The organism is Variovorax paradoxus (genome assembly GCF_902712855.1).
Classification (GTDB): domain Bacteria; phylum Pseudomonadota; class Gammaproteobacteria; order Burkholderiales; family Burkholderiaceae_C; genus Variovorax; species Variovorax paradoxus_Q.
The window spans coordinates 385,669-409,353 of sequence record NZ_LR743508.1; the positions used below are offsets into that span (position 1 = coordinate 385,669).

Below are 23,685 nucleotides of genomic sequence, written 5' to 3' on the forward strand. Positions count from 1 at the left end.
GGACTCGCGTGACGGCCACGGGGCGCCTACGGAGCCGGTGTGAGCGGCCGCGCGCGAGTCGCGGTGAAGCGAAGGTCAGCCTTGCGTTGGCGCCGCCGGCCGGCCGCAGATCAGTGCGAGCAGCGCATGGGGCTGCAGCGGCTTGCCCAGGTGGGCGTCGAAGCCGGCCTCGGTGGCCCTGGCATGGTCCTGCGGCCGCGTGAAGGCGGTGTGCGCCACGCAGAACAGCCGCGGCTTGCCCCGCGCGCGTTCGCGCTGCCGCACCTCGCGGATCAGTTCGTAGCCGTCGCGCCCCGGCAGCCCGATGTCGCTGATCAGCACGTCGGGCCATTTCTGCTCGAACAGATGCAGCGCCTCGTCGTAGTCGACGCCCAGGCGCACGGTGGCGCCGGCGTCGGACAGCACGACCGCCATGATCTCGCTCGCATCGGCGTTGTCCTCGATCACCATCACGTCGAGCCCGGCCAGCACACGGTCGGCGGACGCCGAAGACGACAGCAAGGCCCCCGCGGGGCGTGCATCGTCCGTGTCGAGCAGCACGAGGGGCGCTTCGCCCGAAGGCACCACGCCGAGCACCACGCGCAGCGTGGCACCGTGCCCTTCGCCCGCGCTGTGCGCCGACACGCTGCCGCCGTGCAGCTCGGCCAGGTTCCTGACGATCGACAGGCCCAGCCCCAGGCCGCCATGGAAGCGGTTGTCGGGCGAGTCGCTCTGCGAGAAACGGTCGAACAGGTGCTGCAGGAAGTCGGAGCTGATGCCACGCCCGAAGTCCTGCACGGTCAGGTCGAGCAGGTCGCCCTCGCGGTGCAGCTCGACGAGGATGCGCCCCGCCTCGCTGGAGAACTTGATGGCGTTCGACAGCAGGTTCCACACGATCTGCTGGAAGCGCGTGGCGTCGAGCCAGGCGGGCGGATCGACCTGGCCCTGGTCGAACACGATGCTCAGCCGCTTCGCAGCCGCCGGCGCCGCCAGCGCCTCGATGGCGGCGCTCACCAGCGCGCGCGGCTCGCTCCACTCGCGGTGCAGCCGCAGCTTGCCCGAGCTGATGCGCGACACGTCCAGGATGTCGGCGATGAGCCGTGTCTGCGCCTTCACGCTGCGGTCGATGGCGTTCAGGCCCTTCTCCATCTGCTCCGGCGTGCGGTTGCCGACCTTGAGCACATGCACCCACCCGCCGATGGCATTGAGCGGGTTGCGCAGCTCGTGCGAGAGCACGGCCACGAAGTCGTCCTTGGTGCGGCTCAGGCGCTCGGCCGCGGCGCGCGCCGCCTGCTCGCGCTCCAGCACCTCGCGCCGGCGCGCCTCGAGCTCGAAGCGCTCGGACACGTCGAGCGCGATGCCCACGCGCAGACCCGGCTCGATGTGCGCCGACATGGTCCACTCGAGCCGGATCCAGGAGCCGTCCTGCCGCAGCAGCGGGAACTCGCCCTTCCATGAAGAAGCCGGCGGCTGCGCCCCGGAGGTGTGGCTCAGCACGAAGGCCGTCCACTCGTCGGGTGCGAATGCGCTCACCGGCTGGCCGATCAGCGCGTCGCGCGACTGGCCCAGCATGGCGACCATGGCGGGGTTGACGTCGGCGAAGCGGCCCTCGGCGTCGATCAGCGCCATGCCGGTGGGTGCGTGGTCGTAGATGGCGCGGAAGCGCGCTTCGCTGTTGCGCTGCTTCTCCTCGGCCATGCGCGCGCGGATCAGCGCCTGCAACGTGGCGACGAGAACCGGCGGCTCGACCGGATGGACCAGGTAGGCGTCGGCGCCGGCATTGAGGCCGGCCACCTTGTCCTCGTTGCGCACGAAGGTGGCCGACAGGTGCACCACGGGCAGCGTGGCGGTCTCGGGTTTCAGGCGCAGTTCGCGGCACACCTCGAAGCCGCTGAAGTCGGGCAGGTGCACGTCGAGCACCACCGCAGAGACCTGGCGCGAGGCGAGCGCCAGCGCTTCGCCGCCGGTCGCGGCCTCGCAGGTCTCGAAGCCCGCCGCGCGGATCACGCGCGCCGTGGTGTATCGCGTGGTCGGGTTGTCGTCCACCACCAGCACGGTGTGGCGCGACCGGTCGATCGTGGTGCTGATCAGCGGCTCGGTCGGCATGGTCACTCCGGCCCGGCCGGGTCCTGCGTCGGAACCAGAACGGGCAGCGTCACGGAAAACACCGAACCCTTGCCCAGTTCGCTCGCCACCTCCACGTGCCCGCCGAGCAGCGTCGCGAGCTGGCGGCTCAGCGACAGGCCGAGGCCGGTGCCGCGAAGGCGCTTCTGCACCGGCGAATCGACCTGGGAGAAGTCGTCGAACACCGCGGCGTGGTGCTCGGGGGCGATGCCGATGCCGGTGTCCGACACCGAGAACCTCACCGCATGCTCGCCGCTGCGCGTGGCGGAGACGCGGACTTCGCCCTGCGGCGTGAACTTGAGCGCGTTGGAGACGAAGTTGCGCAGGATCTGCGACAGCTTGCGGTCGTCCGTGTAGAGCTTGGGCAGCCCTTCGGGCTCCTCGAAGATCAGCGCGGTGGACGGGTTGTGCAGCACCGGACGGAACATGCCGCGCAGTGCCGAGAACAGGTCGACCATCTCGAACCAGGCCGGGGAGATCTCGACGCGCCCCGCCTCGATCTTGGCGAGGTCGAGCAGGTCGTCGACCATGTCGGCCAGTTCGGTCGCCGTGGTGTCGACGAAGCCCACCTGCTTTGACTGCTCGGGCGTCAGCGGGCCGTCCACGCGGTCGCTGAGCAGCCGGGCCACACTGCGGATCGCGCTGATGGGCGTGCGGAACTCGTGGCTCATGTAGGCCAGGAAGCGGCTCTTGAGTTCGGTGGCCTTCCTGAGCTGCTCGGCCTGGGCATCGAGTTCGGCATACAGCGCGACCACGCCGCGGTTCGTTTCCTCGAGCTCCGCGCGCAGTTCCTCCACCTCGCGTCGGCTTGCGGCCAGCGCGTCTTCCCGGTCGGTCATGGCGACGGGACTGTTCATCGGTTATTCCTTTCGGCGGATCACCACGACGGTCGCATCGTCGCGGTGCCGCGTATGGTCGCGCAAAAGCACGGCGGCTACCAGCGTGGGATCCCGCTGCAGCAGCGGGCGGATGCGATCGAGCGTCCAGCGGGTCTCGATGCCGTCGCTGTGCAGCACCACCAGCGCGTGGTCCGGCCACTCGAGCGAAGCGCTCTCGGGCTTGCGGATCTGCATGCCTGCGGTGCCGTGCTGGGTGATGATCGACTTGTCGAACACGCCCGACACCACGCGTCCCACGATGTTGCCAGCGCCGCTGTAGCTGACGGTCGCGCCCGCCGCATCGATGCGCAGCGCGCACACCGCCGCACCGCGCGTGGTCTGCAGTTCGCGGTGCACCCGCTGCACCGTCTCGCGCACGTCGTCTTCCGGCGCCCGGACAAACGCGCCGATCGCGGCATCCGCTGCCTTGGCCGCGTCGGGCCCGTGGCCCAGGCCATCGGCCAGCAGCACGGTGGCCAGGTCGCCGTGGAAGGCATAGGCCCAGCCGTCGCCGCTCACCGACTCGTGGGGCGCCGGCAGGCAGACGGCGCCCACCTGGAAGATGGAAGCCGGCTGCGCGGCGGCGTTCTTCGCGCGCACGCGCGCCACGCCCACCGTGCCGTCCGGCATCGATGAATGGACATCGAAGTCGTCGGCCAGCCGGCGCACCGCCCCCAGCCCGGTGCCGGGCGTGCTGCCGGACGAATGGCCGTCCTGCATCGCCAGCGCCAGGTCGGGGATGCCGGGACCGTCGTCGATGGAAAGCACCTCGACCTCGCTCGACTGCGGGCGCACGGCGATCAGCAGGCGGCCGCCCCGCGCATGACGCTGCAGGTTGGTGCCCAGTTCGGTCACCACCAGCGCCAGCCGGCCGGCATCGACCTCGCTCCAGCCCATTTCGGCCACCGCCTGCGCCGCATGCCGGCGCGCCTCGCCGACGCGGCTGGCGTCGTCCATCGCGAAGGCCTTGTGAGTCCAGCCCGTGAAGGTGGTCATTTCCACTTGGTGATGCTCACTCGGGTGCCCGCGCCCGGGCTCGACGAGATGTCGAACTCGTTGACGAGCCGCTTGCTGCCCGGCAAGCCGAGGCCCATGCCGGAGCCGCTGGTCCAGCCGTCCGTGAGCGCGAGCGCGAGGTCGGCGATGCCGGGGCCTTCGTCCTCGAAGTGCAGCACCAGGCCGCGCCGCCCGTTGCGTTCGGCGAACTCCCAGCGCATGCGACCGCCCCCGCCGTGGATCAGCGTGTTGCGCGACAGCTCGCTGGCGGCCGTGATCATCTTCGTCTGGTCGACCAGCGACAGCTTCAGGTCCTGGCACAGCGCACGCACCATCTGCCGGCTCGCGACGATGTTCTGCTCGTTGAGCAGCGGCAGCACGCCGGTTTGTTCAACGGCCAAGGATGTTCTCCTGGCGGGCGCGCCGCAGGAGTTCCATGCCGCGTTCGACGTTGAGCGCAGTCTGCACGCCTTCCAGCGAGAGCCCGAGTTCGACCAGCGTGATGGCCACTGCGGGCTGCATGCCGACCACCACCGTGGTGGCCGAGAGGATGCGCGCGATGCCCGAGATGCTGGTGAGCATGCGGCCGACGAAGGAGTCGACGATCTCGAGCGCCGAGATGTCGATCATCACGCCCGAGGCGCCCGTGGCGGCGATGCGGTTGGCCAGGTCGTCCTGCAACGTGAGGGCGGTCTGGTCCTGCATGTCGACCTGGATGGTCACCAGCAGGGTCTCGCCCATGCGAAGAATGGGAATGCGGTCCATGGCGTCGCGCTTACTTTTCGGCCGTGGCGACGGGGCCGCGCGTCACGCGCCAGCCGGTCTGCTGCAGCGCCAGGGCCAGGGCGTCGGCCAGCGTGGCCTTGGTGCGCACACCCTGCAGGTCGATGCCCAGGTGCACGATGGTCTGCGCAATCTGCGGGCGGATGCCGCTGATGATGCAGTCCGCGCCCATGAGGCGGATGGCCGTGACCGTCTTCAGCAGGTGCTGTGCCACCAGGGTGTCGACGGTCGGCACGCCGGTGATGTCGATGATCGCGAGCTCCGAGCCGGTTTCCACGATCTTCTGCAGCAGTGCCTCCATGACCATCTGCGTGCGGCCGCTGTCGAGCACGCCGATCATCGGCACCGCGAGCACGCCGTCCCACAGCTTCACGACCGGGGTGGACAGCTCGAGCAGCTCCTCCTGCTGGCGGCGGATGATTTCCTCGCGCGCGAGCTGGTAGATGCCGACCGTGTGCTGCGCCAGCTTGTCGACCAGGGTCGACAGCGCCCACATCGCGCTGCCCATGGCAGCGGGGTCGCTGCCCAGGCGGCGCTGGATGGCCTCGAACAACGGCCTCTTCAGGGACAGCACGAACACGCTCGTGTCGGCTGCGGATTGGCCCTTGGCCGCTCGCGTGCGCGAGAGGTTGGCCAAGGTCTCGCGCAGCGGAGCCCACACCGGGGCGTCGAGGCGTGACGGGTCGGCGTCGGCACGCAGCCCGTCGCCCAGCTGGCGCACCACTTCGGCCGCCTCGACCTGGGCGCTGCGCCGCGCGCCGGGCTCGCTGACGTGTGCTTCGTCCAGCCAGCCGTCGACGACGCGACTTTCCTCTTCACGCAGCGTGGCCAGCAGGGCCTGGTAGTCGTTGCTCATTGGATTCCTCTTCGGTTTTTTGGAGTCGTTCATGTGAGCGACGAGGCGACGCGAACAAATCGGCAAGGCCTGGCCGCGCGCTGTGCTTACCCGGGGATCGTAGCCGTGCCATGCACCGGCGAAGGCACGCCGCAAATGCCGAACGGCGCTTTTTGACGTAGGCCGTCTCCCACAAATCCTCCGAGGGCGTCATCCTTGCCACAACTTGGCCCGCAGCGCCCTGTCTTTTGACATGAGGAGGCGGGATTTCGCCGTCACGCAGCCGGCGGCTGCGGCGGGGCGAAAAAAAAGCGCCTTGCGGCGCTTTTCCTCGAGCCCAGGGGCTCAACCCTTCATGGCCTTGATGTCGGCCTTGGCCTTGTCGTGGTCGGCCTTGGCCTGGTTCACGCAGGCGCTCTTGGCATCGCCCGACTGGTCGTCGCACTTTTCCTTGGCGACTTCGTAGTTCATGGTGGCGGTCTCTTCGGCAACCTTCTTGGCGTGGCCGGCCGAGGGCTTGTAGTCCTGTTCGAGCTGGGCCTTGGCGACGTTCTCCACGCCCTTGGCTTCCTTCTCGCACACGTCCTTCGCGTTGTCCTTCATGGTGTCGCACTTGGCCTTGGCGACCTTGTAGTCGGCCGAGATCTTTTCCTTGGCAACCTTGTATTCGTCCTTGGTCATGGCGTTGGCCGCGCTCATGGCGAAGCAGCTGGATGCAATGGCGAGAACCAGAAGATGTTGTTTCATGAGAAGCCTCTCTTTTCGAATCGGATGATGGAGGAGCCGCACCGCGCGTCTCCATGGCACTCAATGTAGGGAGGCGGGAACGCGAAGCGGGTAGGACGACACCCAGCGCAAGGCTAGGTTGCCGCCATTCGACAGCGCAGGCGCGGGGCGCGGCGCGCACCGCAGCCGCGGTGCCGGCGCAGCCTGCTGCTCCTGCTGCTATGTGCCGGGGCGCCGCAGTTCGGTCGCGATGCCGTAGAGCGCCAGCATGCCGATCACATGGCCGATGGCCACGCCGGGCTCGCCCGACTCGATGCGCCCGACCGTCTGCACGTGGACGCCGAGACGCGCCGCGGCAGCGGCCTGCCCTTCGCCGGCGGCCATGCGCGCCTGCTTCGCAGCGGCGCCCATTTCCTTGATTGCGCGAAGGGCGTCCTCGCCAATGTCCACGGAGATTCGCTTGCCTTGAGCCATCGCGCGATTCTCGCCTATGGCACCGTGATGGCGCCGCGATGCTGCCGGCCGGGCCACGCGCCGTTGCACCGGCGCTGCCCTGTGCGCCCTCTTCCTCACCCTGCCTGCAGCCGCGCGAGGCTGCCGCTCGCCTTGCGCAACGCCGGCAGGAAGGTGTCGCGCACTTCGGCCAGCGTCATGCGCTCGGCGCGCACCGCGATGCTCATCGCCGCCATCACGTTGCCCGAGCGGTCGAACACCGGCACGGCCATCGAGCGCACGCCGAGTTCGAGCTCGCCGTCGCTGCTCGCATGGCCTTCCTCGCGGCAGCGGTCGACCAGCGCGATCACTTCGCGCGCATCGGTAACGGTGCGCGCCGTGAGGCTCGGGCGCTGCATCGCGCGCACGCGGCGCTCGGCCTCGTCGGGCGGCAGCCCGGCGAGCAGCACGCGCCCGAGCGCCGCGCAGTAGGCCGGCAGGCGCGAGCCGATGCCCAGCCCGATGCTCAGGCTGCGCCGCGCCGTGGAGCGCGCGATGATGATCGCGTCGTCGTCCAGCAGCATGCCCAGCGAGGCCGACTCGCGCGTGCGCTCCGACAAGGCGTCGAGCAGCGGCTGCGCCATCGACGGCATGGGCCGCGACGACAGGTACGCGTGCGCGACCAGCAGCGCCTTGGGCAGCATCCAGTAGCGCTTGCCGTCGCTGTCGAGATAGCCCAGCGCCTGCAGCGTGAGCAGGGATCGCCGCGCCGACGCGGGCGAACTCTGCGTGATCCGCGCGACCTCCGACACGGTGACGCGGCTGTGCTGCCGGCCGAAGCAGGTCAGCACGTCGAGGCCCTTCTGCAGCGAGGCCACGAAATTCTTGTCGGGAACGGCAGCCTCTTCACTGGGAGCGGGGTCTCGGTTTTTGCGCATTGCGCAAATCTAGCTTGTTGTGCCCGGCATGCAAAGGGACACTGAAGTTCCCTCGAAGCACGAAGAACCCGGAGACAGAACATGTTCCCACACACTGCGCGGCGCATGCTGGCGCTGATCGCCTGCGCCTGCCTGCTCGGCCACACGTCGGCCCAGGCACAGAACGACAACAAGATCGCACGCCTCGTCGTGCCCTTCCCGGCCGGCGGCACTGCCGACATCCTGCCGCGCGTGGTGGCCGACAAGCTGCGCGACCTCTACCCCGGCGGCGTGGTGGTGGAGAACCGCACCGGCGCCGGCGGCAACATCGGCGCCGACGTGGTCTACCGTGCCGAGCCCGACGGCAAGACGCTGCTGGCCTCGCCGCCCGCGCCCATTGCGATCAACCAGCACCTCTACAGGAAGCTCGGCTTCGACCCCGCGCGCTGGGTGCCGGTGACGGTGCTGGCCACCGTGCCCAACGTGCTGGTGGTCAACCCGAAGCTGCCGGTGCACAACGTGGCCGAGTTCATCGCCTACGTGAAGGCCAACCCGGGCAAGGTGAGCTTCGCCTCGCAGGGCAACGGCACCACCTCGCACCTCACGGCGAGCCTGTTCATGCAGCTCACGGGCACGACGATGACGCACGTGCCGTACAAGGGCACGGCGCCCGCGCTGGTCGACCTGATCGGCGGGCAGGTCGACGTGTTCTTCGACAACATCTCCTCGTCGCTGCAGTTCGAGCGCACCGGCAAGGTCCGCATCCTCGCGGTGGCCGACGAGCAGCGCTCGAAGGCGTTGCCGAACGTGCCGACCTTCGCCGAGCAGAAGATGCCCGACATGAACGCGGTCACGTGGTTCGCGGTGGTGGCACCGCCCGGCACGCCCGCCAGCATCGTCGACGCGACGCAGAAGGCCATGGCAGGCGCGCTCGCACTGCCTGACGTGAAGCAGAAGTTCGCCGAACAGGGCGCCGAGCCGCGCGGCTGGGACAGCGCGCGCACCGGCCAGTTCATCCAGGCCGAGACGGTCAAGTGGAACAAGGTGATCCAGAGCGCGAAGGTCACGCTCGAGTGAACGCCACGCCGACACACCCAGATCGAAGCACGACAGCAAGTGCCACAGCCATGACGAACAACGACATCCCCACCCACCCGGTCCACTGGTCCGGCCCCGGCCTGACGCGCATCCCGTTCGCGGTCTACAGCGACGCGCAGCTCGCCGGCGACGAGCAGGCGCGCATCTTCCGCGGCGAGGTATGGAACTACCTCTGCCTCGAGGCCGAGCTGCCCGACAGCGGCAGCTACCGCACCACCTTCGCCGGCGAGACGCCCGTGGTGGCGGTGCGCGACGACGACGGCGAGATCTATGCGTTCGAGAACCGCTGCGCGCACCGCGGCGCGCTCATCGCACTCGAGAAGTCCGGGCGCACCGACAACTTCCAGTGCGTCTACCACGCGTGGAGCTACAACCGCCAGGGCGACCTGACGGGCGTCGCCTTCGAAAAGGGCGTGAAGGGCCAGGGCGGCATGCCGGCGAGCTTCTGCAAGGAAGCGCATGGCCCGCGCAAGCTGCGCATCGCCACGTTCTGCGGCCTGGTGTTCGGCAGCTTCAGCGAGGACGTGCCCTCCATCGAGGAGTACCTGGGCGACGAGATCTGCCAGCGCATCGAGCGCGTGCTGCACAAGCCGGTGGAGGTCATCGGCCGTTTCACGCAGGCGCTGCCCAACAACTGGAAGCTGTACGTGGAGAACGTGAAGGACAGCTATCACGCGAGCCTGCTGCACCTGTTCTTCACCACCTTCGAGCTCAATCGCCTGTCGCAGAAGGGCGGCGTGATCGTCGACGAGACCGGCGGCCATCACGTGAGCTATTCGATGATCGACGCGGCCGCGGAAAAGGACGCCTCGTACAAGGAGCAGGCGCTGCGCTCCGACAACGACCGCTACCGCCTGAAGGACCCGAGCGTGCTCGCGGGCTTCAAGGAGTACGACGACGGCGTGACGCTGCAGATCCTGTCGGTGTTCCCCGGCTTCGTGCTGCAGCAGATCCAGAACTGCCTGGCGGTCCGGCAGGTGCTGCCCAAGGGCACGGCGCGCACCGAGCTCAACTGGACCTACATCGGCTACACCGACGACATCCCCGAGCAGCGCAAGGTGCGCCTGAAGCAGTCGAACCTCGTGGGGCCGGCCGGCTTCATCTCGATGGAAGACGGCGCGGTCGGCGGCTTCGTGCAGCGCGGCATCGCCGGCGCGGCCGACCACGAGGCCGTCGTCGAGATGGGCGGCGACAGCGCCGCATCGGGCGAGGGGCGAGCCACCGAGGCCTCGGTGCGCGGCTTCTGGAAGGCCTACCGCCGGCACATGGGCGCCTGAGCCGCCAGAGCAGAAAAGAGAAGAGACCCACCATGATCGACCTGCTGGCGCTGTGCGCCTTCAACGCCGCCTATGCCGACGCCATCGACAGCGATGCGCTCGAGCAGTGGCCCGCCTTCTTCACCGAAGACTGCCACTACCGCATCACCCATGTCGAGAACGAGCGCGAGGGCCTGCCTGCCGGCATCGTCTACGCCGACTCGCGCGCGATGCTCGAGGACCGCATCGCCGCACTCCGCGAGGCCAACATCTACGAACGCCAGCGCTACCGCCACCTGCTGGGCATGCCGATGCTGCTGAAGTCGGAAGGCGACGGTGCCGAGGCGCGCACGCCATTCATGGTGGCGCGCATCATGGCCACCGGGCAGACCGAACTGTTCGCCACCGGCAGCTACCACGACCGCTTCGTGCGGCAAGGCGGGCAGCTCCGGCTGCAGTCGCGGGTGGCCGTGTGCGACAGCACGGTGACCGACACGCTGCTGGCGCTGCCGCTGTGACCGCGGCACCGTCCCTGCGCCGGCTCGCCCTGGCGGCCGGCGACCCGAACGGCATCGGGCCGGAGATTGCACTGAAGGCACTGGCCGCGCTGCCGCACGGCGAACGCGCGCGCATCACGCTCTACGGCCCGGCGAGCGTGCTCGAGCGCACCGCGTCGCAGCTCGGGCTGGCCGCGCTGTGGCGCGATCAGCCGCATGTCGATGCCGGCGAGCTGCCGGCCAGCGCCGCCGTGCCGGGCCGCATCGACCCCATGGCGGGCGCCTCGGCGGTCGCGTCGGCCACGGCGGCATTGCAGGCCTGCCGCCGCGGCGAAGTCGACGCGGTGGTGGCCTGTCCGCACCACGAGACCGCCATCCACCAGGCCGGCATCGCCTTCAGCGGCTACCCGTCGCTGGTCGCGCGCGTGTGCGGCATGCCCGAGGACCGCGTGTTCCTGATGCTGGTCGGCGGCGGCCTGCGCATCGTGCACGCGACCCTGCACGAGAGCGTTCGCACCGCGCTCGACCGGATGACGCCCGCGCTCGTGGCCGAGGCCATCCGCGCGGGCGCGCGCGCCTGCCGCATGCTGGGCGTGGCGAACCCGTCGATCGGTGTCTTCGGCATCAATCCGCATGCATCGGAAGGCGGCCTGTTCGGTCCCGAGGACGCGTCCATCGTCGTGCCTGCCGTCGAGGCGGTGCGCGCCGAAGGCCTGCGTGCCGACGGGCCGTCCGGCGCGGACACGCTGCTGGCGCAGCGAGGGCACGACCTGTACGTGGCGATGCTGCACGACCAGGGCCACATTCCCGTCAAGCTGCTCGCGCCGCAGGCCGCGAGCGCGCTCAGCATCGGCGGCGACGCGCTGCTGTCGAGCGTCGGCCACGGCAGCGCGATGGACATCGCGGGCCGCGGCATCGCCGATCCGCAAGCCGTTCTGCGCACCATCGGGTTGCTGTCCGGCATCGCGGCGGAGGCGAGCGCATGAGCAGCCACCGCATCGCGATCGCGAAGAGCGACGTCGGCTTCGAATGCGCCGAAGGCGAGAGCGTGCTCGACGCCGCGGCGCGCGCCGGCATCGAGCTGCCCTATTCGTGCCGCAAGGGCGTCTGCGGCAACTGCGCAGGCGTGGTGACGCAGGGCGAGGTCGGCAGCGCAGGCCAGGGCCCGATCGCCAACGAGACCTGCCTGCCCGACCAGGTGCTGTTCTGCATGTGCGCGCCGCGCACCGATCTCGAGATCGCACCGCTGTCTTGGCGCCGCATCGACCCGTCGGCGCGCAAGCGCTTCACGGCGAAGGTGTTCCGCAACCAGCTCGCGGCCGATGACGTTTCGGTGCTGCAGCTGCGCCTTCCCGCAGGGCAGCGCGCGAAGTTCAGCGCCGGGCAGTACCTGCAGGTGGCATTGCCCGACGGCAGCACCCGCTGCTACTCGATGGCCAATCCGCCGCACGAGAGCGATTCGGTCACGCTGCATGTGCGCCACGTGCAGGGCGGCGCCTTCAGTTCACGCGTCGCGCAGCTCGCGCCCGGCGACCTGCTCGAGATCGAACTGCCGTTCGGCGCGTTCTCGCTGAAGGAGGCCGAGGCCCGCCCGGTCGTCTTCGTGGCGGGCGGCACCGGCTTCGCGCCGGTGAAGTCGATCCTCGACGACATGCTCAAGCGCCGCATCGACCGGCCGGTCACGCTGATCTGGGGTGCACGGCAAGCCGATGGCATCTACCTGCGCGCGGCGGTGGCGCGCTGGCAGAAGCAGTGGCCGCAGATGCGGTTCATCGCGGCGATCGCCGACCCGGGTGACCGCGGCGCGGCATCGGGCGAGGACTTCGCCGGCCGCCCCGACCAGGCCCTGCTGGCCGCATTCGAGAACCTGCGCGGCCACGAACTCTACTGCTGCGGATCGCCGGCAATGGTGCATGCGGTGCGCGAAGCGGCGATGCAGCATCGCGGACTCGACGCGGCGGACTTCCACTCCGACGTGTTCGTCGAGGGCCCGGCGGCGCACGCCGTGCAGTGACGAGGCCTCAGCCCGCGGCCCACAGCGAGACGAGCGGGCCGTCGGCGCCGAAGACCGGGTCCGACCGCGGGAACGCGAGCGTGCGCATGCGCCCTGTCATGGCGGGCGTGGGCGCCTCGCGGCAGATGTCGAAACGCTGGCCCGGCGGATACGCCCCGATGACCAGGAAGTCGGCCGAGGCCTCGACGCGGCAATGGCCCGTGCCGCACGGCAGCACCACCACGTCGCCGCGCACGACATGCAGCGTGCGGCCGTCGGGGCCGCCGAGCATCAGCGTCGCGGAACCCGCCGCGAAGCCGAGCACTTCGTGCGCGGTCGAGTGGTAGTGGTGGTAGTCGAACACGCCGTCGCGCCATTGGTGCGGCCAGCCGTTGCGGTCGAACAGGTCCTCCATGGCCGATGCCGTGTCGGGCTCGCGCCGTGCGACACCGCAGTAGTGCAGCACCGGCAGGCGCGGGTTGTTGGGCACCCAGCCGTTGGCGGCCAGCAGCAGCGTGTCGGGTCCGCGTGCGTGGGCATCGGTCTGCGGCAGAGGTCGTTCGTTCGGCATCAGCGTCGTGAGGCAGCGTCTGAACTGCAGAGGCTCTCGCGGGCGCACGCCGTATCGCGTCGGACAAGGCGGCACGCCGCCGTCGGCGCGTGCCGGCCCCGCGCAGCCGCCACGGCGGCTCAGGCCTGTTGCCAGCGCTGCGGCACGACACTGCCGACAGCCGCCTGCACGCGGTCCAGGCCGGTGCAATTGCCGACCTGCGCCCAGCCGGCCACGATGTCGTCGGTCTTGCGCGTAGCCGTTTCTGCGGCGCCTGCGATGCGCGAGGTTCCGGCGCCATCGGTGGGGGTGGAAGGGTCTGCACGAAGAAGCGAAGCGGGGTTTGACATGGCAGCGATCGGATGAATGGACCAGCGCCGCGAGCGGTGCCGCGGCCTCCGAACCGGCACGGCCGGCTCTCGAATCCAGTCTAGGTTTGCAGCGCCGCAGGGCGGGCATCCGATGAGGCCGGATCAGGCCATGCATGGCCGGTTTCGGGCCACGCCATCCACCCGGCGCTGCCGTGCGCCCCTGCGGGCCTCCATAGACCTCTACAGGCCGGCGACTTCGGCGCCCGCAACGACCGGGGCCGTCGGCGCATCGGCCGCCCCGGCGGCGTCCTCGGGCGGCTCGGGCGTCTCCTCGGCCCTGAATCGCCGCCTGTACTCCCGCGGCGTGGTGTCGAGCCGCCGGACGAAGGTGACGCGCATGTGATTGGCGCTGTGGAAGCCGCACCGGAACGCCACGGTCTTCAGCGGCAGGTCGGTCTCCTCGAGCAGCTTTCGGGCGAAGTCGACCCGCACCTGCTCCACGAACGCCGACGGCGTCATGCTCGCGTCCTTCGCGAACACGCGCGAGAAGGTGCGCCGGCTCACCGCCACCGCATCGGCCAGCTGCTCGATGGAGAACTGCTCGCCGATGTGATCGGTGACGTAGCGCAGCACCTTCGCCACGATGGTCTCTTCCTTCGGTCCGACCGCCAGGAACGGGCTGTACTGCGACTGGCCGCCGTCGCGGCGGATGTACACGATGAGCCGCTTGGCGATGCGCAGCGCGACTTCGTGGCCCCAGTCTTCCGTAACCAGCGCCAGGCACAGGTCGATGCCGGCCGTCACGCCGGCCGAGGTGAACAGGCTGCCATCGCGCAGGAAGATCTTGTCGGGCCGCACGCGCGCCCTCGGAAACCGCGCGATGAGCCTGTCGACATCGTGCCAGTGCGTGGTGACCTGCTTGCCGTTCAGCAGGCCGGCCTGGCCCAGCGGAAACGCGCCGTTGCACACCGAGCCGAACCGGCGCGCGCCTGCGGCCTTGGCGTTCAGCCATTCGAGAAAACTGGCCGGGTAGGTCATCACGTCGGGCAGCTTCGGACCGCCGGCGACCAGCAGCAGGTCGGGCTGCTCGTGGTGGTCGAGATAGCCGACGTCGACATGCAGCTGCATGCCGTTGGCGCAGCGGATGTTGCCGGCATGCATGCCGACCAGCGTGATCTCGTACTGGCTGCCGGCGGGAAGGAAGCTGTTGGCCTCGGTGAACACGTCCATCGGACCCGCGACGTCCAGCGACTGCACCCCTTCCAACACGACGATGGCCAGCTTCATGATTCGAGCGTCTCGCTATTCCGGGAACAGGGGCGCGGATTGTAGAACGGTCTGTCTGCCTCGGCTTACCCGCGCCGCCGGCGTTGGCTTGGGTCCGCGCCTGGCGCTGCAGCGTGCGCCGCAGGCAGGCTCAGCCGCCCGAGTTCACCCGCCAGGAAATCGATGAAGAGCCGCGCGCGCGCCGGCGCCTGCCGCCCGAAGGCATGCAGGGCCGAGACCGGCACCAGGGGCAGCGGCCGCTGCGGCAGCACGGGCACCAGGCGACCCGCATCGATGTCGTCCTGCACGAAGAGCCGCAGGATCTGCACGACGCCCAGGTCGCCGAGCGCCGCGATGCGCAGCGCCACGCTGTTGTCCGTGTCGAAGACACCGTCGGGGTCGATCACGGTGCCGTCCGCGAAGCGGATCGGAAACGCCTTGCCGCCCAGCATGTAGCGCACGTGTGCGTGGCCGCGCAGCGCCGCCACCGATTCGGGCGTGCCGCGGCGCGCCAGGTAGCCGGGCGAGGCCACCAGCACGAGCGGCATGTCGGCCAGCCGCCGCGCGGTGAGATCGGAGTCGGCCACATCGCCCGCGCGGATGGCGATGTCGTAGCCCTCGCGGATCAGGTCGACGTGCCGGTCGGCCAGGCTCATCTCCAGCTTGAGCCCGGGGTGCCGCGGCAGGAAGCTGCCGACGACCGCCTCGAGCAGCAATCGGCCCAGATCGCCGGGCACGGTGACGCGCAACCTGCCCTGCGCGGTGGCCTCGGGCTGCATCACGTCGCTCGCCTCGTCGAGCGCGCGCAGCAGCGGCGCGATGCGCTCGTAGTACGCGGCGCCTTCCTGCGTGAGCGACAGCACGCGCGTGGAGCGCTGGAACAGCCGCACGCCGAAGCGCTGCTCCAGCCGCGCGACGCCCTTGGACACGGCCGAGGGCGAAGTACCGAGCGTTCGCGCGGCGCCGCTGAACGAGCCGGCCTCGACCGAGCTGGCAAAGGCGATCAGTCCGGGGGCGTGGTCGAGGGCTTTCATTGCGGACTCCTGGGCACAAGTGTTTCCAATTTTGCCTACTACTTGAATCCCCATGGAACACCTAAATTGAAGTTCTCCCCCATTCATTCACTCGATCAAAAGGAAGACTTCATGAACAAGCTCACAGGCAAGGTGGCCGTGGTCACTGGCGGCAACAGCGGCATCGGGCTGGCCTGCGCCCAGGCCTTCGCAGCGGAAGGCGCGCGCGTCGTCGTCGTGGGACGGCGGCAGGACGCCGTCGATGCCGCCGTGGCCACGGTCGGCGGCGACGCCATGGGTTTCGTCGGCGACGTGGCCGACCTCGCGATGCACGACCGGCTGCTGGCCGCGGTGAAGGCGCGCTTCGGCGCCATCGACATCTACGTGGCCAATGCCGGCACGGCGATCCTGGAGCCGTCGGATGCCGTCACCGTCGAGAACTACGACCGGCAGTTCGCCACCAACACGCGCGCCGTGTTCTTCGGCGTGACCAAGGCGCTGCCCTTCATGCGCGACGGCGGCTCGGTGGTGCTCACGAGCTCCATCGCAGGCAGCAAGGTGCTCGACAACCATGCGGTGTATGCCGGCAGCAAGGCGGCCATCGAGGCCTTCGCGCGCAGCTGGGCGCTCGAGCTCAAGGGCCGGCGCATCCGCGTGAACGTGCTGAGCCCGGGACCGGTCGACACGCCGATCCTTGCGAAGCTGGGCATCGGCGAGGCCGCGCGCCCCGAGTTCGACAGGCAGATGGCCACCGCGATCCCGCTGGGCCGCCTGGGCCTGCCGGAAGACCTGGCGCGCGCCGCCGTCTTCCTCGCGAGCGACGACAGCGCGTTCGTCACCGGCGTCAACCTGCGGGTCGACGGCGGCATGTCGCTGGCCTGAAGCACGGCCGGTGCGGCCGGCGGGCCGCTACGCCGCCGCGCCCGACAGGCGCGGAGGAAGAAACCCCTTCGCATGAGCCAGGTCGGGCCACGGCAGCACGGTTTCACCGGCCACCAGCCACTTGCCTTCGGTGCGCCGAAGCCGCAGTTCGTAGAGCGCCGGGTCGGCCCGGTCGCTCATGCGCCGGAACAGCACCGCGGTGGCGTCGTCGCCCTGCTCCTCGATGTGCAGGATGCGCTTCTCGGTGGACAGCGGCGGTTCGCCTGCATCACGGCGGCTGCGGAACTCGGCCATCATCTCTGCCTTCGAGAAGCGCGCCACCTCGCCTTGCGGCGTGAGCACGAGGAAGCCGAGGTCCTCGGTGTAGAGCGCTTCCATCTCGTCCATCCGGTAGTGGCTCCCGGTGTCGGCGAGCAGGTCGATGAAGGCGACGATCTCCGGGTTGTGCGGGTGTTGCATGGCATTCCTTCGCTGGGCCGCCCCGGGGCAGCGGCGCTGCACGTTCCGGGGCGTGCAGCCATGGTGCAGGCCCTTCGGCAAGTCGGCCACGCCGGCTGGTGCTGCGCCGCGCTCTCTCTTTCAGCGGGCATGCCGGCGCGCGGGGCCGTCCTTGCCGCGCCGCGGAATCCAGTACGCCAGCGTGCCCGCCGCCGCGAATGCGATCAGTCCGGTCACCGCGATGCCCGCGGCCAGCGACAGGCTGCCGGCCAGGAACGACAGCAGCGCCGGGCCGCACGACGAACCGATGTCCGACATCAGCCGCCAGACCCCGAGGAAATGCGCACGGCCGTGGCGCGGCGAGTGGTCGGCGCCGATGGTCATGATCATTCCCGACCCGATGCCGTTGCCGAAGCCGATGGCGAGCGCCGCCAGCAGCAGCGTGAAGGTGCCGGTGGTCAGCGGCATGAGCAGCATCGCGATGCCCATGATGAGCATCGACGGCACCGCGACCCAGCGCCGGCCCTTCTGGTCCATGACCTTGCCGGCCGGGTAGAACACCAGCATGTCGACCGCGCCCGCCAGCCCGTACACCAGCGAGGCGACGGAGGGCGCGAGCAGGAGGTGATCGGCCCACAGCGGAATCACGGCCTGGCGCGAGGCGCGCACCGCGCTCACCAGCACCACGCCGATGCCCAGCGTGAGGAACACGTGGCGGTGGTCGCGCAGCGTCGAGACGATGGTGGTCGAGGCGGGCGGCTCCTGTCCGTGCGGCACCGGAGGCGCCTCGAGGTCGGGAATGCGCGCGCCCAGCGCCGCCGCGCCCAGCACCGCGACGATGCCGAGCACGTAGGCCGCCGGCAGGCCGAAGGCATGCACCGCGCCCGCCGCCAGGAAGGGCCCCGCGAACATGCCGATGCGCATGACGCCGCCGAGCGTGGAGAGCGCACGCGCACGGTATTCGATGGGCACCGCATCGGTCATGTAGCTCTGCCGTGCTAGGTTGTAGACCGACTGCGACATGCCCACCATGAAGCAGCCCGCGGCGAACAGGCCGAGGTGCGAGGTCCACACGCACAGCGCCATGCCCAGCCCGCTCCAGATGCCGGCCGCGACGATGGCCCAGCGCTCGCCCCATCGGATCGTGATCATCGAGGCCGGGATGTTGTTGAACAGCGAGCCGATGCCGATCAGCGCGACCATCAGTGCGGCGATCGGCACCGAGGCGCCGAGTTCGCGCGCGGTGAGCGGCACGATCGGCAGAATCGCGCCTTCGCCGATGCCGAACAGCAGCGAGGGCCGAAGGCCGGCACGGCAATGCGCCAGAGGGAGAACGGGGCCGGGGAAGAGGAGGAAGACGGGCTCGGGGCGGCGGGCGGGAAGACATGCGCGAAAGGGTTCGGTTGGCCCCCGGCTGCCGGGAGGCGGCCAGGAGCGGCGACATTGTCTCGCCGATGCCGGATTCCTGCTCGCGCACCACGCCGCACGGCCGCCGCAGCGCTCAACCGCCGCCGAGAAACTCCGCGCGCAACGCCTGCACCAGTTCGTCCACCGCCGGCAGCCCCGTGACGCCCGACACGGAATGCCCTGCGCTCCACAGGTCGGCCCAGCGCTGGATCACGGCGCCTTCGGAGCCGCCGCCGAAGCGGCTGCGCGCCTCCTGCACGGACACCGTCTCGTCGAGCGACGCCGGGTCGAGCCCCGCCTGGACCACCGACGGCCGCAGGAAGTTCGCGGGCAGGCCGGTGAAAGCGCGCGTGGTCATCACGTCGTCGAGAGAGCTTCGGGCCAGCATCTGCTTGTAGGGCACGGAGCCGAGGCTCTCGCGCGTGGCGATGAACCGCGTGCCCATCGAGCCGAGGTCGCAGCCGAGCACGGTGGCGGCGCGCAGCGCGAGCCCGTCGGACAGGCCGCCCGCCAGCACCACGGGGCCATCGAAGAGGGCGCGCACTGCGCGCACGAAAGCAAAGGGATTGGCCCAGCCGGTATGGCCGCCGGCGCCCGCAGTGAGCAGCACCAGTCCGTCGGCGCCAGCCTCGATGGCGCGCTCGGCATGGTGGACCGAGGCCACGTCCGCCAGCACCAGGCAGCCGCCGTCGTGCAACGCCGGTATCACCGAGGCCGGCGAGCCCACGCTGGTGATCACCACCTCGGCACGGTGCCGCACGATGAGCGCCACCTCGGCCCTTACCTTGGCAGGATCGCGCCGCATGATGAGGTTCGGACAGTACGGCCCGTGCGCACGCCCGGTTGCCTCGGCCGCCTTCGCCTCGTCGCCCAGCCGCCGCAACCACGCATCGAATTCGTCGAGCGATGCACAGTTGGCCGTGGGAAACGCACCCACCACGCCGGCGCGGCATGCGGCCGACACCAGCTCGATGCCCGACACGCGCAGCATCGGCGCCGCGACGACCGGCACCGCGAGCCGGTCGAGAAATGGCAGTCGTCGTTTCGTCATGCCGCGGCCCTCGCCAGCGAGGAGAGCCGGCCGAGCGCGGCGCGCGCCTCTTCCAGCAGCTGCGCCACGATCGCGGCCAGCGGCTCGATGCGCTTCGCGAAGGCGATGGACGGTCCGAGCGACAGCATGCCGCGCTGCCAGTCGCCCTGCGCATAGCAGTGGTCGCGCGCCACATGGCCGCTGATCAGGTCGCCGAAGGCCGCGTGGTCCGCCGCGCCGGCGCGTTCGATCTCGTCGATGCGGCGCGCGGTGTCGTTGCGCAGCACGCGCCAGGTGTTGCCCAGCGTGTGCAGCAACCGCACGGTGGAATGCTCGTCGCAGCCGAGCAGATGCTCCTTGTAGCCGCGGTGCGCGCCGATTTCCTCGCACACCAGGAAGCGGCTGCCCATCATCACGCCCTCGTGGCCCTGCGCCAGCACCGCCGCCAGCTGGCGGCCATGCCCGATGCCGCCGCCGAGCACCACGGGCACGCGGAACTGGTCCACGGCCAGCGCGCCCATGAGCATGGTGGGCAATTCGTTGGTTCCGGGATGGCCGCCCTCCTCCATGCCGATGAGCGCCACGGCATCGGCGCCCGCGCGCTCGGCCGACAGCGCATGGCGGATGCTCGGCGCCTTGTGAAGCACGACCGCACCTGCCTCGTGCAGCGTGCCGATGAGCTCGGTGGGCGCGTAGCCCGCGGTCTCGAAGAAGCGCACGCCGTGCGCCAGCGCGATGTCGAGCCAGCGCCGCACGGCCGCGTTGGCCTCGGGGCGGCTCGACAGCGTGAGGTTCACGCCGAAGGGCTTGCCGCCGGTGAGCGCTGCGCACTGCACCAGCGCCTGCGCGAACTGCGCGTCGCTGTCGAACGACCGCGGGGTGATGAACCCCATGCAGCCGGCGTTGACCAGCGCGGCGACGTAGTTCGCGTCGGAGAGCCACATCAGCCCGCCGCCGAGGATCGGGTGCTCGATGCCGAAGAGTTCGGTGATGCGCGTGGCGAAGGCCGGTGCCATGGCATCAGCTCCGCGCGCTGTCGAGCGCCGGCGCACCGCCGAGCCCGCCGGGCACCACGCCGGCCATCGGCACCGGGTAGCGCGCCACCGGCAGCACCGCGCCCTCCTCGAACTTGCCGCGTTGCGCGAACTGCGCCACGCCGGCCACATGCGAAGGCTCGACCACCGGCGCGGCGGGCACGTCGTGCCGCTGCAGCAGGGCGAAGACCTCGTCCGCGTCCCTGTCCGCGAGCACTTCGGCAATGCGCGCATTGATCGCGCCCGCCGCCGCCTTGCGCGCCTTCATCGGGCGGAAGGCCTCGCCGCCATAGGGTGCGAGATCGAGCGCCTCGCACAGGCGCAGCCAGAAGTGGTCCTCGAGCGCGGCGATGGACACGTGCCGCCCGTCGCGGCAGGCGAAGGCGCCATACGCGGGCTTCACCAGCGTGGCCTCGCGCTGTGCATCGAGCGTGGTGGCGCCGGCCTCGCGGTAGGCGCCCACGCGCGGGTTCATCCAGTGCAGCGCGCAGTCGGCCAGCGCCACGTCGAGGTGCTGGCCCCGGCCGGTGTGCTGGCGCTGATAGAGCGCCGCAAGCGTCGACGACAGCGCATACATGGCACCGCACAGGTCGGCCACCGGCAGGCCGAAGCTCTGCGCGGGGCCCTGACCGGGCACGCCCGACACCGCGAGCACGCCCGCGGCGGCGAGGTAGTTGATGTCGTGGCCCGGCAGGTCGGCCCACGGCCCTTCCTGCCCGTAGCCGCTCAAGGACACATAGACGAGCCGCGGAAACTCGGCAAGCAGGCTGGCCGCATCGAGCCCCAGCCGCGCCATCACGCCGGGCCGGTACGACTCCACCACCACATCGGCCGTGGCGATGAGCGCGCGGACCTCGGCGCGCTGCGCCTCGTCCTTCAGGTCGGCCAGCAGGCTCTGCTTGCCGCGGTTCACCGCCTCGAACACGCCGGGTCCCATGCGGCGCACGTTGTCGCCGCCGGGCGGGCGTTCGATCTTCACGACGCGCGCGCCGAGCTCGGCCAGGCTCTGCGTGAAGAAAGGGCCCGGCAGCAGTTCGCTGAAGTCGACGACGACGAGGCCGTCGAGCGGCGGCCCCGGCTGGGCAGCCTGCCCCGTCATGCCGCGCCTTCCGTGCGCTCGACGATCACCGCATCGAGCGGCATCGCGCCTTCGCCCTTGGCGCCGACCCACACGGGGTTCAGGTCCATCTCCTCGAGGCGCTCGCCGTGGCGCACCACGAAGTCCGAGATGCGCACCAGCAGCTGCTCGAGCGCGGCCACGTCGGCGGCCGGCCGGCCGCGCGCGCCGTCGAGCAGCGGAAAGCAGCGCATCTCCCGCACCATCGCCGCCGCGTCGCGCGGGCCGATGGGCAGCAGGCGGCGCGTGACGTCGCGGAAGATCTCGATGTAGATGCCGCCGAGGCCGAAGGTCATGACGTGGCCGAACACGGGGTCGCGCGTGACGCCGATCATCAGCTCGACGCCGCCGCGCGGCGCCATCTTCTCGATCAGCAGGCCGTCGATCTTCGCGTCGGGCTGGTGCCGCGCCGCCGAGGCCATGATGTCGCGCCATGCCGCGACCACTTCCGCGCCGTCCTGCAGGCCGACCTTCACGCCGCCGATGTCCGACTTGTGCACGATCTGCGCGCTTGCGATCTTCGCGACCACGGGGTAGCCCATGCGGTCGGCCAGGGCGCGCGCCTCCTCGGCCGACGTGGCCAGCACGTTCGGCAGCAGCGTCACGCCGGCCTCGCGCAGGCGCTGCTTGGCCTGGGTTTCGGAAAGGCTGCGCGTCGCGCCTTCGGCGAGAGGGGCCGCAAGCGGCGGCAGCGCCACCGGCTCGATCTCGGGGTTCGCGCGCTTCCAGCGGCCGTACTCCACCCATCGGCGGATCGCCGAGATCGCCTTGCCCACCGAGCGCGGCGGCGCAAAGCCGGCCGCCACGAGGCGCTGGTAGCCCTCGCCGAGCCGGTCGCTCATCCAGATCGGCACGATGGGCGCGGCACAGCCCTTCTGCGCATTGATGATGTTGTCGGCCATGCGCGTGGTGGTCTCGCCGTAGTCGAGCGCGATGGGGACGATCGTCAGGCCCAGGTTGGCGTCGTTGGCCACGCAGCCCAGCGTGGTCTCCACCACGGTCTTGTCGCTGAGCACCATCGCGGTGGTGTCCACCGGATTGCCGATGGCCGCGAAGTCGGGCAGCTTGGCGCGCAGCACCGCCGTGGTCTCGGGCGTGAAGGCCGCCAGCGTGAGCCCGGCCGAGCCCACCGCATCGGCCGCGAGCGCGGCGGTGCCGCCCGAGGAGCAATAGATGCCCAGCGCGTCCTGCGCGCCCGGCATGGCGCGGGCGAACAGCCACGCGGTGTCGACCAGTTCGTCGATGTCGTCGACCTCGATCACGCCGAACTGGCGGAACACCGCGCTGTTGACCTCGGCCGACCCGGTCAGCGACGCGGTGTGCGACTGCGCGGCGCGGCGGCCGTACTCCGACCGGCCCACCTTCAATCCGATCACCGGCTTGCCGTTGGCCGCCGCGCGCTGCACGGCCGCGACGAACTTCGGACCGTCCTTGATGCCTTCGAGCAGCGTGACGATCACCTTGATGTCGGGCGCGTCCGCCATGTAGTGGATGAAGTCGGCCACCTGCAGGTCGACCTCGTTGCCGGTGGAGGCCCACAGGCCGATGCCGATGCCGCGCTCCATCGCCTGCATCACGTTGCGCCCGAGCCCCCCGCCCTGCGTGGCGAGGCCGATCGGCCCCTTGGTGAGGTCGTGCGGGAACGAGGGCGAGAAGGTCAGGCCGAGCCGCCTGTTCACGTTGGTCAGGCCGGGGCAGTTGGGGCCGTACAGCCGCAGGCCGCCGCGCGCGGCGATCTCCTTCATGCGCTGCTGCTCGCGCTCGCCCTCGGCGCCGGCCTCGCCGAAGCCGGAACTCAGGATGACCGCGAAGCCCACGCCGCGCGCGGTGCATTGCTCGATGACCTCGAGCACCCCGCTTGCAGGCACGGCGACCACGGCCACGTCGGGCGTCTCGGGCAGCGACGCCACGCTGGGCCAGCAGCGGTGGCCGCGGATTTCCGTCTTGCCGGGGTTCACGAGATAGACGTCGCCGCCGAACTCCGAATGCGTGAGCAGGTTGGTGAGGGTGCGTTCGCCGATGCTGCCTTCGCGGTCGGAAGCGCCGACGAGCGCGATGGAACGCGGGTCGATCAGACGCGACAGGTCGGCCGGGCGGTTCTGTTGGGTGGTTTCCATGGTGCG

The 23,685-nt window shown here is 70.4% G+C and carries 24 protein-coding genes and 1 pseudogene; 6 read left to right on the plus strand and 19 right to left on the minus strand.

Going from position 1 to position 23,685, the window contains the following annotated elements:
• Nucleotides 1–75 precede the first annotated feature (75 nt).
• The 9 genes from AACL56_RS28215 to AACL56_RS28255 form a co-directional block, all read right to left on the minus strand.
• Nucleotides 76–2,085 carry a hybrid sensor histidine kinase/response regulator gene (locus tag AACL56_RS28215; protein WP_339093299.1) on the minus strand — a complete coding sequence of 670 codons (2,010 nt, stop codon included), beginning with the start codon at nucleotides 2,083–2,085 and terminating at the stop codon, nucleotides 76–78.
• A 2-nt stretch (nucleotides 2,086–2,087) separates the two neighbouring features.
• The gene (locus AACL56_RS28220; protein ID WP_339093300.1) at nucleotides 2,088–2,960 is read right to left on the minus strand and encodes a sensor histidine kinase; all 873 of its coding nucleotides are present in this window, start codon (nucleotides 2,958–2,960) and stop codon (nucleotides 2,088–2,090) included.
• A 3-nt stretch (nucleotides 2,961–2,963) separates the two neighbouring features.
• On the minus strand, nucleotides 2,964–3,977 hold the full coding sequence (locus tag AACL56_RS28225; protein WP_339093301.1) for an ATP-binding SpoIIE family protein phosphatase: 1,014 nt from the start codon (nucleotides 3,975–3,977) through the stop codon (nucleotides 2,964–2,966).
• Nucleotides 3,974–4,378 (minus strand): anti-sigma regulatory factor, encoded by a 405-nt coding sequence (locus tag AACL56_RS28230; RefSeq protein WP_339093302.1) that lies wholly within the window; start codon nucleotides 4,376–4,378, stop codon nucleotides 3,974–3,976. Before AACL56_RS28230 ends, AACL56_RS28225 begins: the two co-directional genes overlap by 4 nt.
• Nucleotides 4,368–4,742 (minus strand): STAS domain-containing protein, encoded by a 375-nt coding sequence (locus AACL56_RS28235; RefSeq protein WP_339093304.1) that lies wholly within the window; start codon nucleotides 4,740–4,742, stop codon nucleotides 4,368–4,370. The genes AACL56_RS28230 and AACL56_RS28235 overlap by 11 nt, the downstream gene beginning before the upstream one ends.
• Nucleotides 4,743–4,752: 10 nt before the next feature.
• Nucleotides 4,753–5,616: an STAS domain-containing protein gene (locus tag AACL56_RS28240; protein WP_339093305.1), complete on the minus strand. Its 864-nt coding sequence runs from the start codon at nucleotides 5,614–5,616 to the stop codon at nucleotides 4,753–4,755.
• A gap of 324 nt (nucleotides 5,617–5,940) precedes the next feature.
• Nucleotides 5,941–6,342, minus strand: a complete 402-nt coding sequence (locus AACL56_RS28245; RefSeq protein WP_339093306.1) for a hypothetical protein — start codon at nucleotides 6,340–6,342, stop codon at nucleotides 5,941–5,943.
• Nucleotides 6,343–6,540: 198 nt separating this feature from the next.
• Nucleotides 6,541–6,771 carry a helix-turn-helix domain-containing protein gene (locus AACL56_RS28250; protein ID WP_339093307.1) on the minus strand — a complete coding sequence of 77 codons (231 nt, stop codon included), beginning with the start codon at nucleotides 6,769–6,771 and terminating at the stop codon, nucleotides 6,541–6,543.
• A gap of 119 nt (nucleotides 6,772–6,890) precedes the next feature.
• Entirely contained in the window at nucleotides 6,891–7,691 is an 801-nt protein-coding gene (locus tag AACL56_RS28255) for an IclR family transcriptional regulator domain-containing protein (protein WP_339093308.1), read from the minus strand.
• A gap of 81 nt (nucleotides 7,692–7,772) precedes the next feature.
• Here AACL56_RS28255 and AACL56_RS28260 point away from each other — a divergent pair, with 81 nt between their 5' ends.
• Genes AACL56_RS28260 through AACL56_RS28280 form a run of 5 tightly spaced genes read left to right on the plus strand, consistent with a single transcriptional unit; the run spans nucleotide 7,773 to nucleotide 12,535 of the window.
• The gene (locus tag AACL56_RS28260) at nucleotides 7,773–8,747 is read left to right on the plus strand and encodes a Bug family tripartite tricarboxylate transporter substrate binding protein (protein ID WP_339093309.1); all 975 of its coding nucleotides are present in this window, start codon (nucleotides 7,773–7,775) and stop codon (nucleotides 8,745–8,747) included.
• A gap of 50 nt (nucleotides 8,748–8,797) precedes the next feature.
• A complete protein-coding gene (locus AACL56_RS28265; protein WP_339093311.1) occupies nucleotides 8,798–10,045 on the plus strand; it encodes an aromatic ring-hydroxylating dioxygenase subunit alpha in 1,248 nt (415 codons plus the stop codon).
• Between the two features lie 32 nt (nucleotides 10,046–10,077).
• Nucleotides 10,078–10,542 (plus strand): aromatic-ring-hydroxylating dioxygenase subunit beta, encoded by a 465-nt coding sequence (locus tag AACL56_RS28270; RefSeq protein WP_339093312.1) that lies wholly within the window; start codon nucleotides 10,078–10,080, stop codon nucleotides 10,540–10,542.
• Nucleotides 10,539–11,507, plus strand: a complete 969-nt coding sequence (locus AACL56_RS28275) for a PdxA family dehydrogenase (RefSeq protein WP_339093313.1) — start codon at nucleotides 10,539–10,541, stop codon at nucleotides 11,505–11,507. Before AACL56_RS28270 ends, AACL56_RS28275 begins: the two co-directional genes overlap by 4 nt.
• Complete coding sequence (locus tag AACL56_RS28280) at nucleotides 11,504–12,535, plus strand: FAD-binding oxidoreductase (protein ID WP_339093314.1); 1,032 nt, start codon at nucleotides 11,504–11,506, stop codon at nucleotides 12,533–12,535. Before AACL56_RS28275 ends, AACL56_RS28280 begins: the two co-directional genes overlap by 4 nt.
• A 7-nt stretch (nucleotides 12,536–12,542) precedes the next feature.
• On the opposite strand, the gene AACL56_RS28285 is transcribed toward AACL56_RS28280, so the two are convergent.
• The 4 genes from AACL56_RS28285 to AACL56_RS28300 form a co-directional block, all read right to left on the minus strand.
• Nucleotides 12,543–13,085, minus strand: a complete 543-nt coding sequence (locus AACL56_RS28285; protein ID WP_339093315.1) for a cupin — start codon at nucleotides 13,083–13,085, stop codon at nucleotides 12,543–12,545.
• Nucleotides 13,086–13,204: 119 nt separating this feature from the next.
• A complete protein-coding gene (locus AACL56_RS28290) occupies nucleotides 13,205–13,414 on the minus strand; it encodes a hypothetical protein (RefSeq protein WP_339093316.1) in 210 nt (69 codons plus the stop codon).
• Nucleotides 13,415–13,615: 201 nt separating this feature from the next.
• The gene (locus AACL56_RS28295; RefSeq protein ID WP_339093317.1) at nucleotides 13,616–14,662 is read right to left on the minus strand and encodes a GlxA family transcriptional regulator; all 1,047 of its coding nucleotides are present in this window, start codon (nucleotides 14,660–14,662) and stop codon (nucleotides 13,616–13,618) included.
• 65 nt (nucleotides 14,663–14,727) lie between these two features.
• On the minus strand, nucleotides 14,728–15,675 hold the full coding sequence (locus tag AACL56_RS28300; protein ID WP_339093318.1) for a LysR family transcriptional regulator: 948 nt from the start codon (nucleotides 15,673–15,675) through the stop codon (nucleotides 14,728–14,730).
• Nucleotides 15,676–15,786: 111 nt separating this feature from the next.
• Here AACL56_RS28300 and AACL56_RS28305 point away from each other — a divergent pair, with 111 nt between their 5' ends.
• On the plus strand, nucleotides 15,787–16,536 hold the full coding sequence (locus AACL56_RS28305) for an SDR family NAD(P)-dependent oxidoreductase (RefSeq protein ID WP_339093319.1): 750 nt from the start codon (nucleotides 15,787–15,789) through the stop codon (nucleotides 16,534–16,536).
• Nucleotides 16,537–16,563: 27 nt separating this feature from the next.
• Here AACL56_RS28305 and AACL56_RS28310 read toward each other — a convergent pair whose 3' ends face one another.
• From AACL56_RS28310 to AACL56_RS28335, 6 genes and pseudogenes are all read right to left on the minus strand, one after another.
• Entirely contained in the window at nucleotides 16,564–16,995 is a 432-nt protein-coding gene (locus AACL56_RS28310) for a hypothetical protein (RefSeq protein WP_339093320.1), read from the minus strand.
• 120 nt (nucleotides 16,996–17,115) lie between these two features.
• A pseudogene (locus AACL56_RS28315) lies at nucleotides 17,116–18,293 on the minus strand (MFS transporter).
• Nucleotides 18,294–18,475: 182 nt separating this feature from the next.
• Nucleotides 18,476–19,432, minus strand: coding sequence for an NAD(P)H-dependent flavin oxidoreductase (locus tag AACL56_RS28320; RefSeq protein ID WP_339093321.1), 957 nt, complete (start codon nucleotides 19,430–19,432; stop codon nucleotides 18,476–18,478).
• The gene (locus tag AACL56_RS28325; RefSeq protein WP_339093322.1) at nucleotides 19,429–20,427 is read right to left on the minus strand and encodes an NAD(P)H-dependent flavin oxidoreductase; all 999 of its coding nucleotides are present in this window, start codon (nucleotides 20,425–20,427) and stop codon (nucleotides 19,429–19,431) included. The genes AACL56_RS28320 and AACL56_RS28325 overlap by 4 nt, the downstream gene beginning before the upstream one ends.
• A 4-nt stretch (nucleotides 20,428–20,431) precedes the next feature.
• The gene (locus AACL56_RS28330) at nucleotides 20,432–21,544 is read right to left on the minus strand and encodes a CaiB/BaiF CoA transferase family protein (protein WP_339093324.1); all 1,113 of its coding nucleotides are present in this window, start codon (nucleotides 21,542–21,544) and stop codon (nucleotides 20,432–20,434) included.
• Complete coding sequence (locus AACL56_RS28335) at nucleotides 21,541–23,679, minus strand: acetate--CoA ligase family protein (RefSeq protein ID WP_339093326.1); 2,139 nt, start codon at nucleotides 23,677–23,679, stop codon at nucleotides 21,541–21,543. The genes AACL56_RS28330 and AACL56_RS28335 overlap by 4 nt, the downstream gene beginning before the upstream one ends.
• Between the last annotated feature and the right edge of the window lie 6 nt (nucleotides 23,680–23,685).

Excerpts from the sequence above, each read along its gene's own strand:
- AACL56_RS28265 (WP_339093311.1), top strand. The coding sequence starts at position 8,798 with ATGACGAACAACGACATCCCCACCCACCCGGTCCACTGGTCCGGCCCC.
- AACL56_RS28255 (WP_339093308.1), bottom strand. The coding sequence starts at position 7,691 with ATGCGCAAAAACCGAGACCCCGCTCCCAGTGAAGAGGCTGCCGTTCCC.
- AACL56_RS28235 (WP_339093304.1), bottom strand. The coding sequence starts at position 4,742 with ATGGACCGCATTCCCATTCTTCGCATGGGCGAGACCCTGCTGGTGACC.
- AACL56_RS28285 (WP_339093315.1), bottom strand. The coding sequence starts at position 13,085 with ATGCCGAACGAACGACCTCTGCCGCAGACCGATGCCCACGCACGCGGA.
- AACL56_RS28280 (WP_339093314.1), top strand. The coding sequence starts at position 11,504 with ATGAGCAGCCACCGCATCGCGATCGCGAAGAGCGACGTCGGCTTCGAA.
- AACL56_RS28245 (WP_339093306.1), bottom strand. The coding sequence starts at position 6,342 with ATGAAACAACATCTTCTGGTTCTCGCCATTGCATCCAGCTGCTTCGCC.
- AACL56_RS28310 (WP_339093320.1), bottom strand. The coding sequence starts at position 16,995 with ATGCAACACCCGCACAACCCGGAGATCGTCGCCTTCATCGACCTGCTC.
- AACL56_RS28320 (WP_339093321.1), bottom strand. The coding sequence starts at position 19,432 with ATGACGAAACGACGACTGCCATTTCTCGACCGGCTCGCGGTGCCGGTC.
- AACL56_RS28335 (WP_339093326.1), bottom strand. The coding sequence starts at position 23,679 with ATGGAAACCACCCAACAGAACCGCCCGGCCGACCTGTCGCGTCTGATC.
- AACL56_RS28295 (WP_339093317.1), bottom strand. The coding sequence starts at position 14,662 with ATGAAGCTGGCCATCGTCGTGTTGGAAGGGGTGCAGTCGCTGGACGTC.
- AACL56_RS28330 (WP_339093324.1), bottom strand. The coding sequence starts at position 21,544 with ATGACGGGGCAGGCTGCCCAGCCGGGGCCGCCGCTCGACGGCCTCGTC.
- AACL56_RS28325 (WP_339093322.1), bottom strand. The coding sequence starts at position 20,427 with ATGGCACCGGCCTTCGCCACGCGCATCACCGAACTCTTCGGCATCGAG.
- AACL56_RS28240 (WP_339093305.1), bottom strand. The coding sequence starts at position 5,616 with ATGAGCAACGACTACCAGGCCCTGCTGGCCACGCTGCGTGAAGAGGAA.
- AACL56_RS28215 (WP_339093299.1), bottom strand. The coding sequence starts at position 2,085 with ATGCCGACCGAGCCGCTGATCAGCACCACGATCGACCGGTCGCGCCAC.
- AACL56_RS28225 (WP_339093301.1), bottom strand. The coding sequence starts at position 3,977 with ATGACCACCTTCACGGGCTGGACTCACAAGGCCTTCGCGATGGACGAC.
- AACL56_RS28300 (WP_339093318.1), bottom strand. The coding sequence starts at position 15,675 with ATGAAAGCCCTCGACCACGCCCCCGGACTGATCGCCTTTGCCAGCTCG.
- AACL56_RS28290 (WP_339093316.1), bottom strand. The coding sequence starts at position 13,414 with ATGTCAAACCCCGCTTCGCTTCTTCGTGCAGACCCTTCCACCCCCACC.
- AACL56_RS28270 (WP_339093312.1), top strand. The coding sequence starts at position 10,078 with ATGATCGACCTGCTGGCGCTGTGCGCCTTCAACGCCGCCTATGCCGAC.
- AACL56_RS28220 (WP_339093300.1), bottom strand. The coding sequence starts at position 2,960 with ATGAACAGTCCCGTCGCCATGACCGACCGGGAAGACGCGCTGGCCGCA.
- AACL56_RS28305 (WP_339093319.1), top strand. The coding sequence starts at position 15,787 with ATGAACAAGCTCACAGGCAAGGTGGCCGTGGTCACTGGCGGCAACAGC.
- AACL56_RS28260 (WP_339093309.1), top strand. The coding sequence starts at position 7,773 with ATGTTCCCACACACTGCGCGGCGCATGCTGGCGCTGATCGCCTGCGCC.